The organism is Methylotuvimicrobium sp. KM2 (assembly GCF_038051925.1).
Classification (GTDB): Bacteria; Pseudomonadota; Gammaproteobacteria; order Methylococcales; family Methylomonadaceae; genus Methylotuvimicrobium.
Genome location: NZ_CP150634.1, coordinates 2,668,636 through 2,685,580, shown reverse-complemented (window position 1 = coordinate 2,685,580; position 16,945 = coordinate 2,668,636). Strand labels below are relative to the sequence as shown.

Below are 16,945 nucleotides of genomic sequence, written 5' to 3'. Positions count from 1 at the left end.
AGAAAATTAAACACTTACATGTAGAGCAAAAATGACAAGAAAAAAAACCAAACGCAAACTTTTACATCCAGTGCCGTTGATACTCGCAGTATTGATGTCGGATTCTTGCCTAGCCGCCGAGGAATCAAATGATAACAAGCCATCTACTAAAAATGCCAAAGAGGCGATATTGGTTTCCAAAACGCCCGATACGACCGAACTTGAGTCGATGACAGTGGTGGGGAAAGCGGTTCAGGATCCTTATGATAAAAGCTACACTGTCACCAACAGCGCTACCGCCACTAAAACCGACACCCCGATCATGGATACTCCGGTGTCGATTCAGGTGGTACCTAGGGCCGTCATGTCCGATCAAAAAACTGTACGCATCACAGATGCCTTGGAAAACGTCAGTGGCGTTCGCGCCCAGTCTTCCTTGGGCACCGGCACCGGTTTCATTATTCGCGGTTTTCGCAACCCTTTAATCTATCGCAATGGCCTGATGGCTGTTCCCAACTCTTTTCGCTCCGAGTTCGACACAGCCAATCTTGAAAGTGTTGAGGTATTGAAAGGCCCTGCATCCGTGTTGTTCGGTCGTAGCGAGCCCGGCGGTTTGATAAATGTCACCACCAAAAAACCCTTGGATATACCGTATTATTCACTTGAACAGCGCTTCGGTTCCTATGATTTGTATCGTACTGAATGGGATGCTAGCGGTCCGGTTACCGATGACAAGTCCTTGCTGTATCGCTTCACGGGTTCCTATCAAAATAACGAGTCGTTCCGGGACTTCGTAAGCAATGATCGCGTGCTGATTGCTCCAAGCCTAACCTGGCGGCTTACCGATGCGACGGATTTCACTGTCAATGTCGAAGGTGTCGATCAAGATTACCAGGCCGATTTCGGTATTCCTGTTGTCGGCAATCGCCCTGCAAACATTCCGCTCAATCGTTCGGTTGGCGGTGATCCTAACGATCCTATCGATAGTATTTCTAAAGTTCAATTGGGTACGGAGCTTAATCACCGTTTCAACGACGATTGGGCAATTCATAGCCGTTTTCTGGCCAGTTGGGGCGATGGTAGAGAAACCTTCCTTAATCCCGCACCGGCTTTCGGCAATGCCCTAAATGAAGCTACCGGTATTCTGCAACGCAACGTCTTTGCTCAGCGCTACGACAGCGAGGCTTACACCACCAATCTCGATTTGACCGGCAAGTTTCAGCTTGCAGGTACTAAGCACGACATTTTGCTCGGATTTGACTATCTGCGTTCATTTACCCAGTACAACATTCAGGGATTTTTCAACACCGCCAATCCGGCACTCGCCATTGACATTCATAATCCGGGTCCGAGTTACGGCATTGATCCCTCCGTTTTCAGTAACGCAATATTGGCAGTCGAACCCACACAAATAGGCCGGAATTTCTCGACATTCAAGGACGAATGGTATGGCGTTTATTTTCAGGATCACATCACCTTGTGGGATAAACTGCACATTATGGGCGGTGGACGTTACGATTGGATAGAAACCGGCAGAGGCCGCGGCGGTTCCTTTTCAGAGTCTGATAATGCTTTGGAAAACTCGATACCTTCCGTGATTCGCAAAGATGAAGGTTTCAATCCTCGAGTTGGTATTCTCTATCAACCGTGGCAGTGGCTGGGGGTTTACGGCAACTGGACAACCTCTCTAGCCGCGAATAACGGAATTTCGAGCAACAATCAACCTTTCAAACCGCAGATAGGCGAGCAATTCGAAGCCGGAATTAAAACCGCCTTCTTCGATCAACGCTTATTGACAACACTGGCTTACTATCACTTGACTAGGGATAATCTGCTCACCCCCGATCTAACAACGCCTGATCCCAACGATAGTGCGGCAATCGGTCAACAACGCAGCCAAGGTATTGAGTTGGATATAATTGGTCACCTTAATGATAACCTTAGCATTATCAGTAGCTATGCCTTTACAGATGCACGGATTACCAAGGACAACCGGACCTTGAATGGCGTGCTAAACGGCTATGAAGGTAAGCGCTTGAACAACGTACCTGAGCATTCCGGCAGTCTATGGCTGAAATACGATGTCAACGGCTTTGACGCCCAAGAGGGCTGGTCGGTTGGTTTAGGCGGTGTTCTAGCCAGCAAGCGGGAGGGCGATGTTGAAAATACATTCCAGCTCCCCGGGTATGTAAGGATGGATGCATTTGCGGCCTATAAACTGAAAGTGGGGCCAACGCGAGTGACGACATCGTTCAATATTCGCAACCTGCTCGACAAGGAATATTTTGAATCAACCGACCCGAATGCCAATGTAGCGCCACGGTTTGGAGTCTATCCGGGGGCGCCGTTGACAGCAATTGGTTCGATACGAGTGGAATATTAGACTGGTTCAGATAGGTCATATGCAGACTTCAATTACTCCGTTGCACCGAGGCTTTCGAAAATAATGAATCAACATTCTCATACCCCCTTCCAATGGAGGCGTTTCCGTCATTTCTGGCTAACGGTGCATTTGTATATCGCCCTTACGATAGGTTTTGTCTTTGTCATTCTCGGACTAACGGGGATTTGCAATGTTTTCTATGTTGAACTGGAAGAGTTCAGCTTGCCGCCTGTGCATCAGGAAGCCAATGCGCGATCGCTTCCCCTTGATGAAATCCTACAAATCGTTAAAGCCGCTCATCCTCAAAGACAAAGGAACTGGGTGCTTCTTGTGCCAGGCTATGGCAACGATTACGTTTGGGCGCGCTATCCAAAGCCTGAAGAAACCGCTGATGAGTTATTCGCACCGCTCCAGGTTCTGATTGATCCATACAGCGGAAAAATAATTTCGGAGTACTTTTGGGGGCAAACCTTGTGGACGTTCATTTATGAAGTCCATGCCAGTTTGTTGACAGGTAAATTAGGTGTCGAGATCGGGAAAATCGGAAACGATACGATCTGTTTTCTTGGTTTGTTTTTATTTATTTCCGCATTGACCGGGCTTTATTTGTGGTGGCCGCGCTGGGGGAAATTCAAAAAAGCAGTGACTATTAAACGGGGCGCAAGTCCTGAACGGTTTTATTATGATTTGCATAAAACTACGGGATTTTACAGTTCAATTATTTTGCTGATTATCGCCTTTACCGGGTTTTCGTTTAGTTATGCGGATTATATCAAGCCGTTGATACGCGGTTTTTCCGCTGTCAAGGAAAAACATTTAAAAGATCCCGGCTTTAAATCTAAGGTTATGACTAATGCACAGTCAATTTCCATAGCGGAGGCCATTGCAATCGCCGACACAGTATTCCCTGAAGCCAAACTATGCCGAGTGGAAACGCCCGACGGAGAGGAGGGTGTTTACATTATTACCAAGCGGCAACCGGGAGAAGCCAACCACCGTTGGGCGCGCAGCAAAGTATGGGTTGACCAGTATAGCGGCAAGGTATTGTCCGTACAAGACCCTAATCAGTTTACCGCCGGCGAAACGTTTTTCAATGTGCTGTGGCCGCTTCATAACGGCGAAGCCCTCGGGCTTGCAGGCCGTATTTTATGGTGTGCAATGGGTTTCGCACCGTTGGTGCTTTATATCAGCGGCATCATCCGCTGGTTGCAAAAACGACGCATATCTTTGGAAAAGCATCGAAAAATGATGAAGAGAATCAATTTGGAAATCGGAGGAATCGAGAGTGGACAGTAGATCGAACTTATCGCAGGAAAAAACAGAACTTTCCCAAGCCAAAAGAATGCTCTTGGAAAACCGGCTACGAGGGAGAAACCTTTCTGTCTCTGAAGATTCGGTTATTTCAAAGAGAGGCATGCATTACGCGCCATTGTCAATGACGCAGCAAAGATTGTGGTTGTTATACCAATTAGACCCGGGCAGTCCAAGCTATAACTATTCAACCGCATTGCGTCTTACCGGCAAACTCAATGTACCTGTTTTGAAGAAATGTATTAATGAAATTATTCGTCGTCACGAAGTACTTCGAACCACTATTGCCGAAATTAATGGACAACCGACACAGATTGTTGTTTCTGAGATCACACTTCCTTTTCAAATTTATGACTTAAGCCAATTACCTGAATCGCACCAAGAGACAGAGTCTGTTCGTTTGGCTAAGGAAGAGGGGAAGAAACCATTTGATTTATTGAACGGGCCTTTGCTAAGGGTTGTTTTGATTCGTCTAGGTAAGCAGGAACAAGAAAATGAATGGATGCTTCTGTTTACCGTACACCATATCGCTTACGACGGTTGGTCTGCCGGAGTATTGCTTAGAGAATTTGGTGTTATTTATCAATCCTTTTTAAGAAATGATCCTTCGCCTTTGCAGGAATTACCTATCCAGTATGCGGATTTTTCTTATTGGCAGCTCAATTGGATACAAGGGCGGCGACTGGATCAACAATTGGCTTACTGGAAAAAGCAACTTGCGGATTGCCCAAGATTGCTCGATTTACCGACAGACCATTCCCGCCCTTCTGTACGCAGCTTCCAAGGCGCGACTTATACCTTTGCCATGTCACCGGAATTAATTGCTCGGTTGCATAATTTGAGTCGCTTGTATGATGTAACACTCTTTACTGTATTACTTGCGGTCTTCAAGATTCTTCTCTTTCGCTATAGTGGCGAAAAAGATATTTGTGTGGGCGTGCCAATGGCAGGACGAACAAAACCCGCGTTAGAAAATTTGATAGGTTTTTTTGTCAATACCGTGGTAATCCGAACTAAAATTGATGACAACTCCTGTGTTAAAGATCTGATCAAACAGATAATGGAGTCGACACTGGAAGCCCAAGAGAATCAAGATATACCTTTTGATAAGCTGGTAGAGGAGTTACAACCCCAGCGAAATTCAAGTAGTAATCCATTTTTTCAGGTGATGTTCGTAATGCACAATGTTCCAATGCGCGCATTGGAATTGCCTTCTCTCACGCTTGAAAAAATTGAATTGGATTATGAAATTTCTAAGTTCGATCTAGTTCTCCACGTTACCGAAAGGGGAGGGCTTGAGGGGACTTTTGAATACAACACTGAATTATTTGAACGGGCTTCTATTGTCAGGATTGCCGAGCACCTGGAAATGCTATTGGAAGCAATACCAACGCTTCCGGATTTGCGATTGTGTAACTTACCTTTGTTGACGGAATCTGAAGTTTATAGGTTAACCGAGTGGAATGCGACGGCTGAGTTTTTTCCGGAAGATCAATGCTTGCACACGCTATTCGAGGCACAAGCTTTAAAACACCCGGAACGCACCGCAGTGGCCTGCGGTGGGAAAAAACTATCATATGCTGAATTGAATGAGCGGGCAAATTGCTTGGCCAGACATTTGAGGAAATGTGGGGTGGGGCCGGAAATACAAGTTGCTTTGTGTGTGGAACGATCAGTCGAAGCAGTGATTGGCCTAATCGGTATCCTCAAAGCTGGGGGAGTATACGTACCCATGGATCCATCTCACCCGGCGGAACGAATCGTCGAATTATTAGCCGATTGTAATGCTTCATTATTACTGACCCAAGATCGATTGTTAACGAGATTTACGGAAAACATTCCGGAAGTCATGTGCATTGACAGTGACTTGCTAACGGATCCCGAGCGGATAGATGATGATCTGCAGGTAGCCATTCATCCTTTAAATGCTGCCTATATTATTTACACATCCGGTTCAACGGGTAAGCCGAAGGGCGTCGTCATAAGCCATAAAAATGCAGTGGCTTCGACCTACGCCCGATTCAGTTATTATCCAGAACAGCCTGACAGTTTCTTATTATTGTCCCCTTTCGCTTTCGACAGCTCAATCGCAGGTATTTTCTGGACATTGTCTTCGGGAGGCAGACTGTGCATTCCACCCGAAGGCGATCATCAAGATCCTAATACATTAGTGAAGATAATTGATCGGGAAGAACTGAGTCATATACTTTGTTCACCCTCTTTCTATAGCTTTTTATTGGATTATGCAAAGCAAGGGCAATTAAATAGCTTGCGTACAGCGATTGTAGCCGGCGAGATATGCACACCAACTTTGGCTGCAACACATTTGAGCCACCTCCCAACAACACGGCTTTACAATGAATATGGGCCAACGGAAGCAACCGTTTGGAGCAGTGTCTATGAAATTGATTCCATTGATACCCTATATAACCAGCGTATTCCCATAGGTCATCCGATAGCTAATATCCAGTTATATATTTTGGACGATTATCTTAATCGAGTTCCTCCAGGTGTTCCGGGAGAAATTTACATAGGCGGTACCGGTATAGCAAGGGGATATTATTACAGTTCCGACATGACTGCCGACCGGTTTATACCAAATCCGTTTTCTGGGACAGGTGCTCGTATCTATCGTACCGGCGATAAAGCCCGTTTTCTTCCTGATGGTAATATCGAATTTCTGGGACGGGTCGACCATCAAGTTAAGATTCGTGGTTTCCGCATTGAATTGAGTGAGATTGAAACTCGATTGCTTAGGCATCCCCAGGTTAAGGATGCAGTGGTGATCGCCTACGGAGACCAAACCGACGTCAAACTGGCCGCCTATATTGTGCCATCTTGTGCAGTGCGGGAGCAGCAGACCGCCGGGGAATCCAAGACGCTTTTTAACGAGCTACGCGATTTCCTGAAAAACGCCCTTCCTAATTATATGGTCCCGGCTGCCTTCATCGGTTTGGATAAACTGCCGTTAAATTCTAATGGAAAAATAGATGCCAGTGCTTTACCAATACCTGATCTCGCCGCACAGATTTCTTGCCACTATGTTGCACCATGCACATCTCTTGAAGCACAGCTAGCCGAACTTTGGGCTAGCCAGTTGGGTATAGAGCAAGTCGGGACTTATGACAATTTCTTTGATCTGGGCGGCCACTCGTTGTCCGTAGTACAAATCATCAAACGAATGCGGGAATTCCATGGAATAGATTTATCTGTAACGGACTTATTCAATGCTCCCACTGTATCGGAAATGTCCCATCTGATCTCTCTTCGAAAGTTAACACAACGGGAGATGGACGAGGTAGATGCTATATTCAATGACCTTGTAGAGATTCCGAAGAAACATGCATTGCAGTTATTGGATGAGATTGCAAGCTTAAGAAGCCAGAAGACAAGCCAATGAGTAACTTGATGAAAATCCATATGTGTCCGACCAAAACGAATCTGATTGTATAGACATGGAAATTTCAGGGAGAACATAGATTATGACAAACTTATCCGAACGCATCGCTAAACTTACTAACGAGCAACTGGAGTTTCTAAGACAGAGTCTGAAGACTGATCGGCCACTGGCGAAAAAAGATGAAATCGACTGGGAAACCGAAGCCGCATTAGATTTATCGATCTATCCAAAAGACACTAAGGCAAATCTTGGCATTAATCCTCAAGCAGTACTCGTAACAGGGGCCACAGGATTTCTTGGTACGTTTTTGGTGCATGAACTGGCTCAACAGACCCGTGCAAAAATATATTGTTTAGTACGGGCCGCTAATACTCTGAAAGCTCTTAACAAACTAAACAAAAATTGGATAAAGTATGGTTTTACAGGGCTTCAATCGAATAGTCGGATCATTCCGGTTTTGGGTGACTTGGAAAAACCTTGTTTAGGCATTCAAGAAGATCTGCTAACTCAACTTTCTGAGGAAGTCGATGTCATCTATCATAACGGCACCTTTGTCAATTTTGTTTACCCATATAAAACTTTGAAACCGGCCAATGTGCTCGGGACAAAAGAAGTCTTGCGTTTTGCGTGTACAAGGAAAACTAAGCCCGTGCACTATGTTTCAACGATATCGGTCTTTGGAGACCGTTCGAATTTAAGCCGGGAAATAGTGATGGAAAATGAAATCCCACCGAAAATTTCCTGTGATATGGGAGGATATGCCCAAAGCAAATGGGTTGCGGAATGCCTGGTGCGAACTGCCGGTTCTCGAGGGCTTCCGATATGTATTTACCGGCCCTCGTTTATCACCGGGGATAGTTCGACAGGTATTTGGAATAGCGATGACTTTTTAAGCCGTATCATCAGTGCTTGTATGCTTCTAGGTAAGGCACCGGAGGAAGAAATCTTCCTGGATACCGTACCTGTTGATTATGTCGGTCGTACGTTAGTGTATTTGTCAGGCCAACTTGAATCCTACGGTAAAACCTTTCATTTGACTAATCCGGCATTGCTGTCGAGTCGTAATCTGATCGACTGGGTAAAAAAGTCTGGATACCCAATCGAAACCATTTCCTTTGATCTTTGGTTGAATGCTTTGCGCGCTGAGGTCGGTCATTCAATAAACCATCCTTTTTTTCTTCTGATAGCAATTTTTGAACAAGAGAAAAAATCTTCGGATAATTTAACATCTGCAATGCGGTTTTTTGACTGCCGACACGTGCTTGAAGGGCTTGCAAAATCAGACATCCAATGCCCGGATCCTAATGAAGAGTTATGGCACAACTATTTTTCCTGCTTCAATTTGGTCAGAGAAGGGCAGTAATAATGATTGTTACCCGCTTGATTCCAAATAGTTTGTCACGAAAACAAACAAATGCCGTCATTCGAGACATATGCCGATCAATCAATTATGAGTCCCTTGATAAAGTAGTTGCCCGAATAACTTCAACTGGTTTTGTGTGCTCGGGATGGGCAAGTTTGCCGAGATGGATTGATATCGCTGAATTGCGCATGGCCGATAATGAATTGATTTTGTCCTTAAGCACTAAGTTTGATATGGATTTTGATGAAGTTAATAAATTAGCTAATGGGCTTGCCGCACAACTAACCGATTTGTTTAATTATAAGACCCAATTTTTTCCACAGAAAGTTTTTTGTATCGGATGGCCAAAAACGGGTACTACTAGTATAACTCAGGCGCTTAGGATTCTCGGATTGTTTTCTTGGCATTTTTCACCTTGGGTAATCGGTTGCTCATCTTTTAGCAGTGACGTTTCTAAGGTTTCGTTAAATTTTGATTCCATAGCCGAATATGATGCCTTGGCGGATCTTCCGATTTGTGTATTGTTTCGAGAATTAGATATGTCCTTCCCTGGAAGTAAGTTCATTTTTACCACTCGCCCTGTCGAAAGTTGGATTAATAGCGCCATTTCAGATATTGAAAATAGTATTGACCGGACCGGAAGCATGCACGCGGCAGTTCGTTGGGCCTATGGCATTAATAGTATCGATAGGGAAGTTTTTATCAACAGATATACATTACATCAAAAATTAGTATCAGAATATTTTTCCGGCCGGTCGGATATTCTGTTTATCGATCTTAATGAAGAAAACCCATGGCAAAGATTATGTGGCTTTTTAAATCTTCCTATTCCCGATGAGCCTTTTCCATTTCTAAATCGGAGGAAGTGAATTGATACTAGCACGTTATAAAAATAATTTTTTATTTGTGCGGAAAGGTTTATAAATAATTTTACGAGGCTATTTGAATGCAGTTGTTAAAGCATAAACTAGAAGTAAATGAAGACGGTTGGGACCACGAGATTCCAACGACTTACTTTTCCCAGCCATATGGGTTTATCGATTGCATGGAATGGGTTTATAACGTTTTAATTAATCCTCCAGTAAATTATTGCTGCTATAAAAAATCCGATTTTAATAGTACTAATATAAACCAAATAATTCCTCAGATCAGGATTGGTTTTATCGGTGATATCATGAAATTAAATGGGGTGGAATTTATTATTTCAGAAAATATAAAAAGTTTTTTTTCCGATACGGATCTGCTAATTGGAAACTTTGAAGGAACCATTCTCAGGGATTCATGCAAGCCTGTGTTTATGGGGCAAGTTCATGCCGAAAGTATTTTAGAAATACTGTCCGGCTTCTTTCCACCCAGTAGAACGGTTCTGTCCTGCGCCAACAATCATTCAGGGGATTATGGGTGGACGGGCTTTTGTTCATCTTACCAACTGATACAAGATTATGGTTTTATAACGATAGGGCGAAGAGATGAACCTTCTATTGTGATTGATGGAAAAGTAAATATTGTAAGTTGTACTAGTTGGTCTAACCAAAAATGCAACTTTGTGGCGACGATCAATGAGGCAGACCGGTATTTTCTTGATGATGCCGCGTTTAATATTTTGTATCCACATTGGGGATATGAAATGCAATTGAACCCTAAGTTGCGTCAGGTACAACAAGGCCGTGAGTTATTGTCGAAGTGGGATATGGTTATTGGGCACCATTCGCATTGTCCTCAGCCCATTGTGCTTCATGAAAATAATTTGCGACAAAAATTGATGGCTTATTCATTGGGAAATTTTTGCAACAATAAGGCAATTCAAGGTCGACAAATCGGAATTATCTTAAAGGTTGAGCTTGGCCCTGATCAGTCAGGTGCATGGGCGGCCGGTAGGGTTCAATGGGAGTTTATTTCAATCAGTCCTTTAAATGATCGCAGTGTCGAGTTAAGCATTTCATTTAGGCAAGGCCTACCTATAAATGGTCAGTTTATTTAGTTATCTTTTGCGATGCTCCAAGTTACGATTATTCATCGCGGTTTTTGCAGAGATGATTAGCGGCCTGAGCGGTGTAGCACTGCTTGCTGTAATCAACAGTGTGGTACAACATCAAGCTTCGATTAATTTTTTTGGGTCCGTATTCGCCGGTTTATGTATTAGTTATTACCTTAGTGCCCAGCTCTGTTCGGAATACATTTTGACCTATCTCGGACAGAATGCGATCCGTGATCTACGGCTTAAGTTAAGTCACGAAATACTTGAATTGCCGTTAGCAAAGCTGCAGGAATTGGGTTCAGAAAAAGTATTGGTGAATTTGACTAAGGATGTATCCGCGATTTCCGAAGCGTTTATGAAGAAACCGCTCTTATGTGTGAATGTTGCCGTGATTATAAAGTGCATCGGCTATCTCGGATGGTTATCAATTGATTTACTTTGGGTCGTTATTGGAGCCTTATTTAATGGTGTCATCAAATTATATCAGTGTTTAGGCGAGAAACCATGAGAAGTAAATTCCTGCTCAGGTTAGCCGTTACGGTTATTATTTTATTTAGTGCCGGTTATATAGCGCTATATAGTTTATTGTGGATGTCTGTGCCATCCATTGACGGAGAATATCATCTATCAAGCCTTAATTCCCAAGTGACAGTGGCATTCGACGAAAAAGGCATCCCCACGATATGGGCAAAATCCCGTGAAGACGCATTTCGTGCGTTAGGCTTTGTAACAGCACGCGACCGTTTGTTTCAGATGGATTTGCTACGCCGGCATATGGCGGGGCGCTTGGCTGAAGTGATGGGTCCGGCATTGAAAGAGTCCGACCGTCGGCATCGGGCGATGGGGTTCGAGAAGGTGGCGAGCGCTATTGTTCAACATCTTCCGCAGGATCAAAAGCAGGTGTTGGAAGCTTATGCGGAAGGCGTCAACCAAGCCATGGACTCTTTAACAGTTTTGCCGCCCGAGTTTTTGTTGTTGGGTTATAGTCCTTCCGCTTGGCGGTCCGAGGACAGCTTACTGGTGGTGTTGGGTATGGAGGAGGATTTAGGCTGGACCGGCGACGCAGAACGCAGAGCCAGTATCATAGAAGCGGCCTTGCCGAAATCGGTAAAGAGCTTTTTTATGCCGCCTATCGATCGATACACTGACAAGCTACTGAACGGCAAAGCATCTGGAACGCCATTACCTTCTATCCCTGAGAATGAACTGTTCGCTTTGTTGGATGATAATGGCCGACCCGAACATTACGCCGGTTTGGTGACGGATACGCCGCCCCCTAAAGGCTCGAACGGCTGGGTGGTTGGGCCGTCAAAGACTTGGGACGGCCGGGCCATCCTAGCTAACGATATGCATTTATCGCTACGGGTTCCGAATATTTGGTATCGGGCCGAAATGCATTATGGGGATGTGCGGCTTACGGGTCTCACTTTGCCCGGTGTTCCACTGATTGTCGTGGGCTCAAATGGTAAAGTGGCCTGGGGATTTACCAATATTGAAGGTGATTTCGTGGATCTGGTGTCGTTGGAGCTTAATCCTGACGATCCTGAAAGCTATCGCACTCCAAAAGGCTTTGTTCGTTTCAGCGAACGCGAGGAAACGGTACGCGTTAAAGGTGAGGCGGATTTTACGTTCAAGGTACAAACCACGGAATGGGGTCCCGTACTACCCGAACCTTTGCTCTCCAAACGGGTGGCGGTGCATTGGGCGGCCCTGGATCCCGATGCTACAGATCTGCACCTGCTTAATTTAGATGTAGTCAACGATGTAAAGGAGGCGCAAACGATATTTAACCGGGCCGGCGGGCCGCCCTTGAACGCGTTGGCGGCGGACCACCAAGGCAACATCGGCTGGACTTACATTGGCAAAATCCCTAAACGCTTCGGGCTGAACGGTTCTGTGAGCCGTTCCTGGGCAGACGGATCAAGAGGTTGGGCTGGCTATATTTCACCGCAAGAACTGCCGCGTCTGCTGAATCCTTCGTCCGGTTTCATCGTTAACGCCAATCAGAGAATGCTGGGTGACGATTATCCCTATGTAATCGGACATTATTTCGGCCATGGGCACCGCGCTTATCGAATTACCGAACGTCTACTTGATGCGAAGAATCTTACCGAACGGGATATGTTTACTTTGCAATTGGATACAAAGGTGGAGTTTTACCGTTTTTATCAACGACTGGCTTTATCTCTTCTGCATGAGAGAAACGATAAAGTGCAAATACGACTTAAACAGAATCTTGCAAACTGGGACGGTTTTGCCGAGTTGGACTCGGTGGGATTCGCTGTTCTGGTGGAGTTTCGTAAGCTGTTGCTTGATGCTGTAATTGCGCCATTCATGGCGAAATGCCGGGAATACGATCCGGAGTTTCGATTCTCCTCACCCATGATAGATGAGCCTTTACAACAATTGTTGGAGGCAAAACTGCCGACATTGCTGCCCGATAAGATCCGTTATCGGGATTGGGATTCGTTTTTGCTTAATTTGCTGATTCAGGCTGAGGATAATGTGTCGGCGTATCATTCAACCGATTTTCCAGACATATTCGCCGGGAGCGAATTTGCATTCGCCCTTAGGGCGGCGGATAGGACAGCTTGGCATGAAAGTTCGGCTTGGGGGGCTGTCAATCAGGTAGCCATAGCCCATCCTTTTTCGTCTTCGTTGCCGTTATTAAAGATCTGGCTGGATATGCCGCAGGTTGCTTTGCCCGGTTGTGTGCAGTGCGTACGCATGTATGCGTCCGGTTACGGAGCCAGTGAGCGGCTGGTAGTGTCGCCGGGGCGTGAAGGTAATGGCATTCTGCATATGCCCGGCGGCCAATCCGGTTATCCGCTCTCGCCTCATTATGGCGATCAACAGCAGGCTTGGGTGGAGGGAACCGCGCTGCCGCTGGAGGCCGGTGAAACAGTCTATCGGCTGGAACTTGTACCGGCACCTGCGCAGTTAAAGCAGGATTAGAGAGGGTTGAACTTATGCGAACGCCCTTGTCTGTAATTTTTTACCCATGCCGGAATTCTGGCAAAACCCGACGATGGGTAAAAGTATGATCCTTTTTTTGCTGCGCAACTCGGTTTGGCTTCTGGTTTTATCGGTGTTCGCCGGTTTGCTCGGAGGATTGACCGGTGCTGGCTTGATTGCTGTTATTAATATGGCTTTGGATAGCAAACAAGATGCTTTGGCCCAACTGGGCTGGATTTTTGCCGGACTGTGTGCATTATTATTATTGGCTCGGATGACCTCGTCTTTTTTGTTGATGCGCCTTGGGCAGGATGTCATTTTCGATCTGCGGTTGAAGCTGAGCCAACAGATTTTACGAACATCTTTTCCACGTATGCAGGTCCTTGGACCAGCGCGAATCCTGTCCTGTCTAACTCAGGATGTCGCTACCTTGTCTGAGGCATTCCGGTGGTTGCCGATGCTCTGTGTAAATGCAGCAATTGTTACGGGCTGCCTGCTCTATTTGGGCTGGTTGTCCGGCATTTTGCTGGTTCTTGTTTTATTCGTGATAGTCGCGGGCGTGGGCAGTTTTCGGCTGATCCAGAGCCGGGCGCTGCATGGGTTAAGAATGGTACGCGAATCCGACGATGCCTTGTACGAGCACTTTCGCAGCCTGACGCAAGGAATGAAGGAGCTTAAACTGCACGAACCGCGGCGCGATGCTTTTCTAACCGAATGCTTGGAAGCTGCCGCAAAAGGTTATCGACTGCATTATCTAAAGGGTACCGGTTTTTATATTCTGGCCGGCAATTGGGGCAACAGCTTGTTTTATCTGCTGATCGGTGCAGTGCTTTTCTTGTTGCCAAACGTCCAGGAGGCTGCTGCTGGATTGGCACAGACTGTCGGACTGGAAATTTTGGAACTGTCTATTCGGCTGGAAGTGAAGCCTGAGATTGTGCGAGGTTATTGTTTGACCATTCTGTATATGATGTCTCCTTTAGCAGTTTTAATGGATGGATTGCCAGTTCTGGCCAGAGGCAATATCGCATTAAAAAAGATCGAGGCTTTGGGTTGGGATTCCAGGGAAACGGAATCCGAAAAACCGGAGTCTTCATTGCCGTTTTTTCAGTCGGCTGATTTGAAGTTAACCGGTGTGACTCATAGTTATAGACGGGAAGGCGAGGATCGCCCTTTCACTTTGGGTCCCCTCGATCTGACTTTGCACCCCGGCGAGGTGGTTTTTTTTATCGGCGGCAACGGCAGCGGCAAAACGACGCTGGCGCTGTTATTGGTCGGTCTTTATGCGCCGGAGCAAGGAGAGATCCGCTTGGGAGAGCAGCTTGTCACCGATGTCAATCGGGAAGGCTACCGCCAGCAGTTTTCGGCCGTTTTTTCCGATTTCTATTTGTTCGATAGCCTGCTCGGTTTTCACGGCAAAGAGTTGGATGACGAAGCGCTTGGCTTTTTGGTGCGTTTGCAGTTGGATCATAAAGTCCGAATCGAAAACGGGAAATTTTCGACGCTGGATTTGTCGCAAGGCCAGCGCAAACGCTTGGCGCTATTGGTAGCCTATTTGGAGGACCGGCCTTTTTATCTGTTCGATGAGTGGGCGGCCGATCAGGATCCGATATTCAAGAAAATTTTCTACACGGAGCTGTTACCCGCGCTGAAAGCCAAGGGCAAGACCGTGGTGGTGATTTCACACGATGACCAGTATTTCCATGTGGCCGATCGGTGTTTGAAAATCGAGGACGGGATGCTCTGTGAAATTTCGAATGGTGCAAATGGTTCCCACGCTCTGCGTCCCGAACCGCTGGAGCGGTTCAGGATGCATTCCGACGCAGAGCGTGGGAACGATAAGAAGTAGCCAGTTGGACACGCTTTTGCTGTTTCCCAAGCTCTGCTTGCCGTCACGGGAAGCAGAGATTCCAGAACTGCCTTCCCAAGCTGAGCTCGGGAAGGAGCGAAAAGATGTGTATAACGATGAGCGCAGAGTGCGGAACGGTAAGAAGTAGCCAAGAAGACACGCTTTCGGCTGAATTTGTCGATAGCGTAATACGGGTCCCGGATGTTCATAAGGGCGATAAATGAAAAATAATGCGGAGATGTCGCTATGGTGCAAGAAGTTATTCAACCTGAAATCGATGAGGCTTTCGGTGCAGTGTCTTTATTACAGTCGGCCATCGATGAAGAAATGGCGGGTATTCAACCGCAAGGCAATGACTATTACCTGGACCGGCAGTCGGGGTTCGAGTCGAACGCCCGAAGCTACCCGCGCCGTCTTCCTATCGCCATTCGTCGGGCGCAAGGTGTCTATGTGGAAGATATGGACGGCCGCCGTTATATCGACTGCCTGGCCGGAGCGGGGGCGCTGGCGTTAGGTCACCACCACCCGATAGTCGCGGGAGCGATTCAACGGACTTTGGCGGATGGCGTGCCTCTGCAAACCCTGGATCTGACGACGCCGGTTAAAGACCGGTTTGTCGAGGCGTTATTGTCCGGTTTGCCCAAGGCCTTCGCCGAACAGGCCCGCATTCAGTTTTGCGGCCCTTCCGGCGCCGATGCGATTGAGGCCGCCGTCAAACTGGTGAAGACGGCTACCGGGCGGCGCTCGATCCTGGCGTTTCACGGCGCTTACCACGGCATGACGCACGGCGCATTGGGCTTGACCGGCGAAACCGGCCCTAAGCAGCACATATCCGGGTTGATGCCGGACGTGCATTTTCTGCCTTTCCCGTATGTTTACCGCTGCCCTTTCGGTTTGGGCGGCGAAGTCGGCTGGCGTTCATCGCTAGCCTATATCGAGCGGCTCTTGGATGACAGCAATAGCGGTATCACGTCGCCGGCCGCAATGATTTTGGAAGCGGTGCAAGGGGAGGGCGGCGTTATTCCCGCGCCGGACGAATGGCTGCGGGAAATCCGCCGATTGACCCGGGAGCGGGACATTCCGTTGATTATCGATGAAGTACAGACCGGTATCGGGCGGACGGGACGCCTGTATGCTTTCGAGCATGCCGGCATCCTACCGGACGTGCTGGTGCTATCGAAAGCGATAGGCGGCGGATTGCCGTTGAGCGCGGTGGTGTATCGCAAGGATTTGGACCGTTGGCAAGCTGGTGCTCATGCAGGTACTTTTCGCGGCAATCAGCTTGCGATGGCGGCCGGTACCGCGACGCTTCAGTACGTAAAAGAGCATAGGTTGGATCGCCATGCCCATGAAATGGGCGAGCGGTTGATGGCTATTCTTCGAACTATTCAAAAAGATAAGCCGCAAATCGGCGATGTGAGAGGGTGCGGGCTGATGATTGGCATCGAGATAGTCAATCCGGTTGACCCGCCGGATGCGCTCGGCGTCTATCCGCCCCATCGGAAATTGGCTTGCCGCATTCAGACCGAATGTTTGAAGCGGGGGCTGATCGTGGAGTTGGGAGGACGTCAAGGCAGCGTCGTACGTTTTTTGCCGCCGTTGATCGTGACGGCCGATGAAATCGATCGAATCGGTACTCTGTTTGCCGAAGCGGTTCGAATATCGGACATTGTGCAATAGGAGGACACCCGATTGACAGCTCATGATTTCGGCTCACCGTACCGGATATT

Annotated in this window: 10 protein-coding genes; all 10 read left to right on the top strand. The window is 47.0% G+C overall.

The genetic code is table 11. The features are described from left to right. Positions 1–31: 31 nt before the first annotated feature. Complete coding sequence (locus WJM45_RS11370; RefSeq protein ID WP_341325220.1) at positions 32–2,362, top strand: TonB-dependent siderophore receptor; 2,331 nt, start codon at positions 32–34, stop codon at positions 2,360–2,362. Positions 2,363–2,425: 63 nt separating this feature from the next. Continuing rightward, the gene (locus tag WJM45_RS11365; protein ID WP_125219325.1) at positions 2,426–3,658 is read left to right on the top strand and encodes a PepSY-associated TM helix domain-containing protein; all 1,233 of its coding nucleotides are present in this window, start codon (positions 2,426–2,428) and stop codon (positions 3,656–3,658) included. Further along, positions 3,648–7,073: an amino acid adenylation domain-containing protein gene (locus WJM45_RS11360; protein ID WP_341325219.1), complete on the top strand. Its 3,426-nt coding sequence runs from the start codon at positions 3,648–3,650 to the stop codon at positions 7,071–7,073. The genes WJM45_RS11365 and WJM45_RS11360 overlap by 11 nt, the downstream gene beginning before the upstream one ends. An 82-nt stretch (positions 7,074–7,155) precedes the next feature. After that, positions 7,156–8,436 carry a thioester reductase domain-containing protein gene (locus WJM45_RS11355; protein WP_341325218.1) on the top strand — a complete coding sequence of 427 codons (1,281 nt, stop codon included), beginning with the start codon at positions 7,156–7,158 and terminating at the stop codon, positions 8,434–8,436. Beyond that, positions 8,388–9,305, top strand: a complete 918-nt coding sequence (locus WJM45_RS11350) for a sulfotransferase family protein (protein WP_341325217.1) — start codon at positions 8,388–8,390, stop codon at positions 9,303–9,305. Before WJM45_RS11355 ends, WJM45_RS11350 begins: the two co-directional genes overlap by 49 nt. A gap of 77 nt (positions 9,306–9,382) precedes the next feature. Then, positions 9,383–10,417, top strand: a complete 1,035-nt coding sequence (locus WJM45_RS11345) for a CapA family protein (RefSeq protein WP_341325216.1) — start codon at positions 9,383–9,385, stop codon at positions 10,415–10,417. After that, complete coding sequence (locus WJM45_RS11340) at positions 10,401–10,922, top strand: ABC transporter transmembrane domain-containing protein (RefSeq protein ID WP_341325215.1); 522 nt, start codon at positions 10,401–10,403, stop codon at positions 10,920–10,922. The genes WJM45_RS11345 and WJM45_RS11340 overlap by 17 nt, the downstream gene beginning before the upstream one ends. Beyond that, a complete protein-coding gene (locus WJM45_RS11335) occupies positions 10,919–13,369 on the top strand; it encodes a penicillin acylase family protein (RefSeq protein ID WP_341325214.1) in 2,451 nt (816 codons plus the stop codon). The genes WJM45_RS11340 and WJM45_RS11335 overlap by 4 nt, the downstream gene beginning before the upstream one ends. Positions 13,370–13,454: 85 nt before the next feature. Further along, a complete protein-coding gene (locus WJM45_RS11330; protein WP_341325213.1) occupies positions 13,455–15,215 on the top strand; it encodes a cyclic peptide export ABC transporter in 1,761 nt (586 codons plus the stop codon). Positions 15,216–15,461: 246 nt separating this feature from the next. Then, on the top strand, positions 15,462–16,895 hold the full coding sequence (locus WJM45_RS11325) for a diaminobutyrate--2-oxoglutarate transaminase (RefSeq protein WP_341325212.1): 1,434 nt from the start codon (positions 15,462–15,464) through the stop codon (positions 16,893–16,895). The last annotated feature ends 50 nt before the right edge of the window (positions 16,896–16,945 follow it).

Excerpts from the sequence above, each read along its gene's own strand:
- WJM45_RS11370 (WP_341325220.1), top strand. The coding sequence starts at position 32 with ATGACAAGAAAAAAAACCAAACGCAAACTTTTACATCCAGTGCCGTTG.
- WJM45_RS11365 (WP_125219325.1), top strand. The coding sequence starts at position 2,426 with ATGAATCAACATTCTCATACCCCCTTCCAATGGAGGCGTTTCCGTCAT.
- WJM45_RS11355 (WP_341325218.1), top strand. The coding sequence starts at position 7,156 with ATGACAAACTTATCCGAACGCATCGCTAAACTTACTAACGAGCAACTG.
- WJM45_RS11350 (WP_341325217.1), top strand. The coding sequence starts at position 8,388 with ATGGCACAACTATTTTTCCTGCTTCAATTTGGTCAGAGAAGGGCAGTA.
- WJM45_RS11345 (WP_341325216.1), top strand. The coding sequence starts at position 9,383 with ATGCAGTTGTTAAAGCATAAACTAGAAGTAAATGAAGACGGTTGGGAC.
- WJM45_RS11340 (WP_341325215.1), top strand. The coding sequence starts at position 10,401 with ATGGTCAGTTTATTTAGTTATCTTTTGCGATGCTCCAAGTTACGATTA.
- WJM45_RS11335 (WP_341325214.1), top strand. The coding sequence starts at position 10,919 with ATGAGAAGTAAATTCCTGCTCAGGTTAGCCGTTACGGTTATTATTTTA.
- WJM45_RS11330 (WP_341325213.1), top strand. The coding sequence starts at position 13,455 with ATGATCCTTTTTTTGCTGCGCAACTCGGTTTGGCTTCTGGTTTTATCG.
- WJM45_RS11325 (WP_341325212.1), top strand. The coding sequence starts at position 15,462 with ATGGTGCAAGAAGTTATTCAACCTGAAATCGATGAGGCTTTCGGTGCA.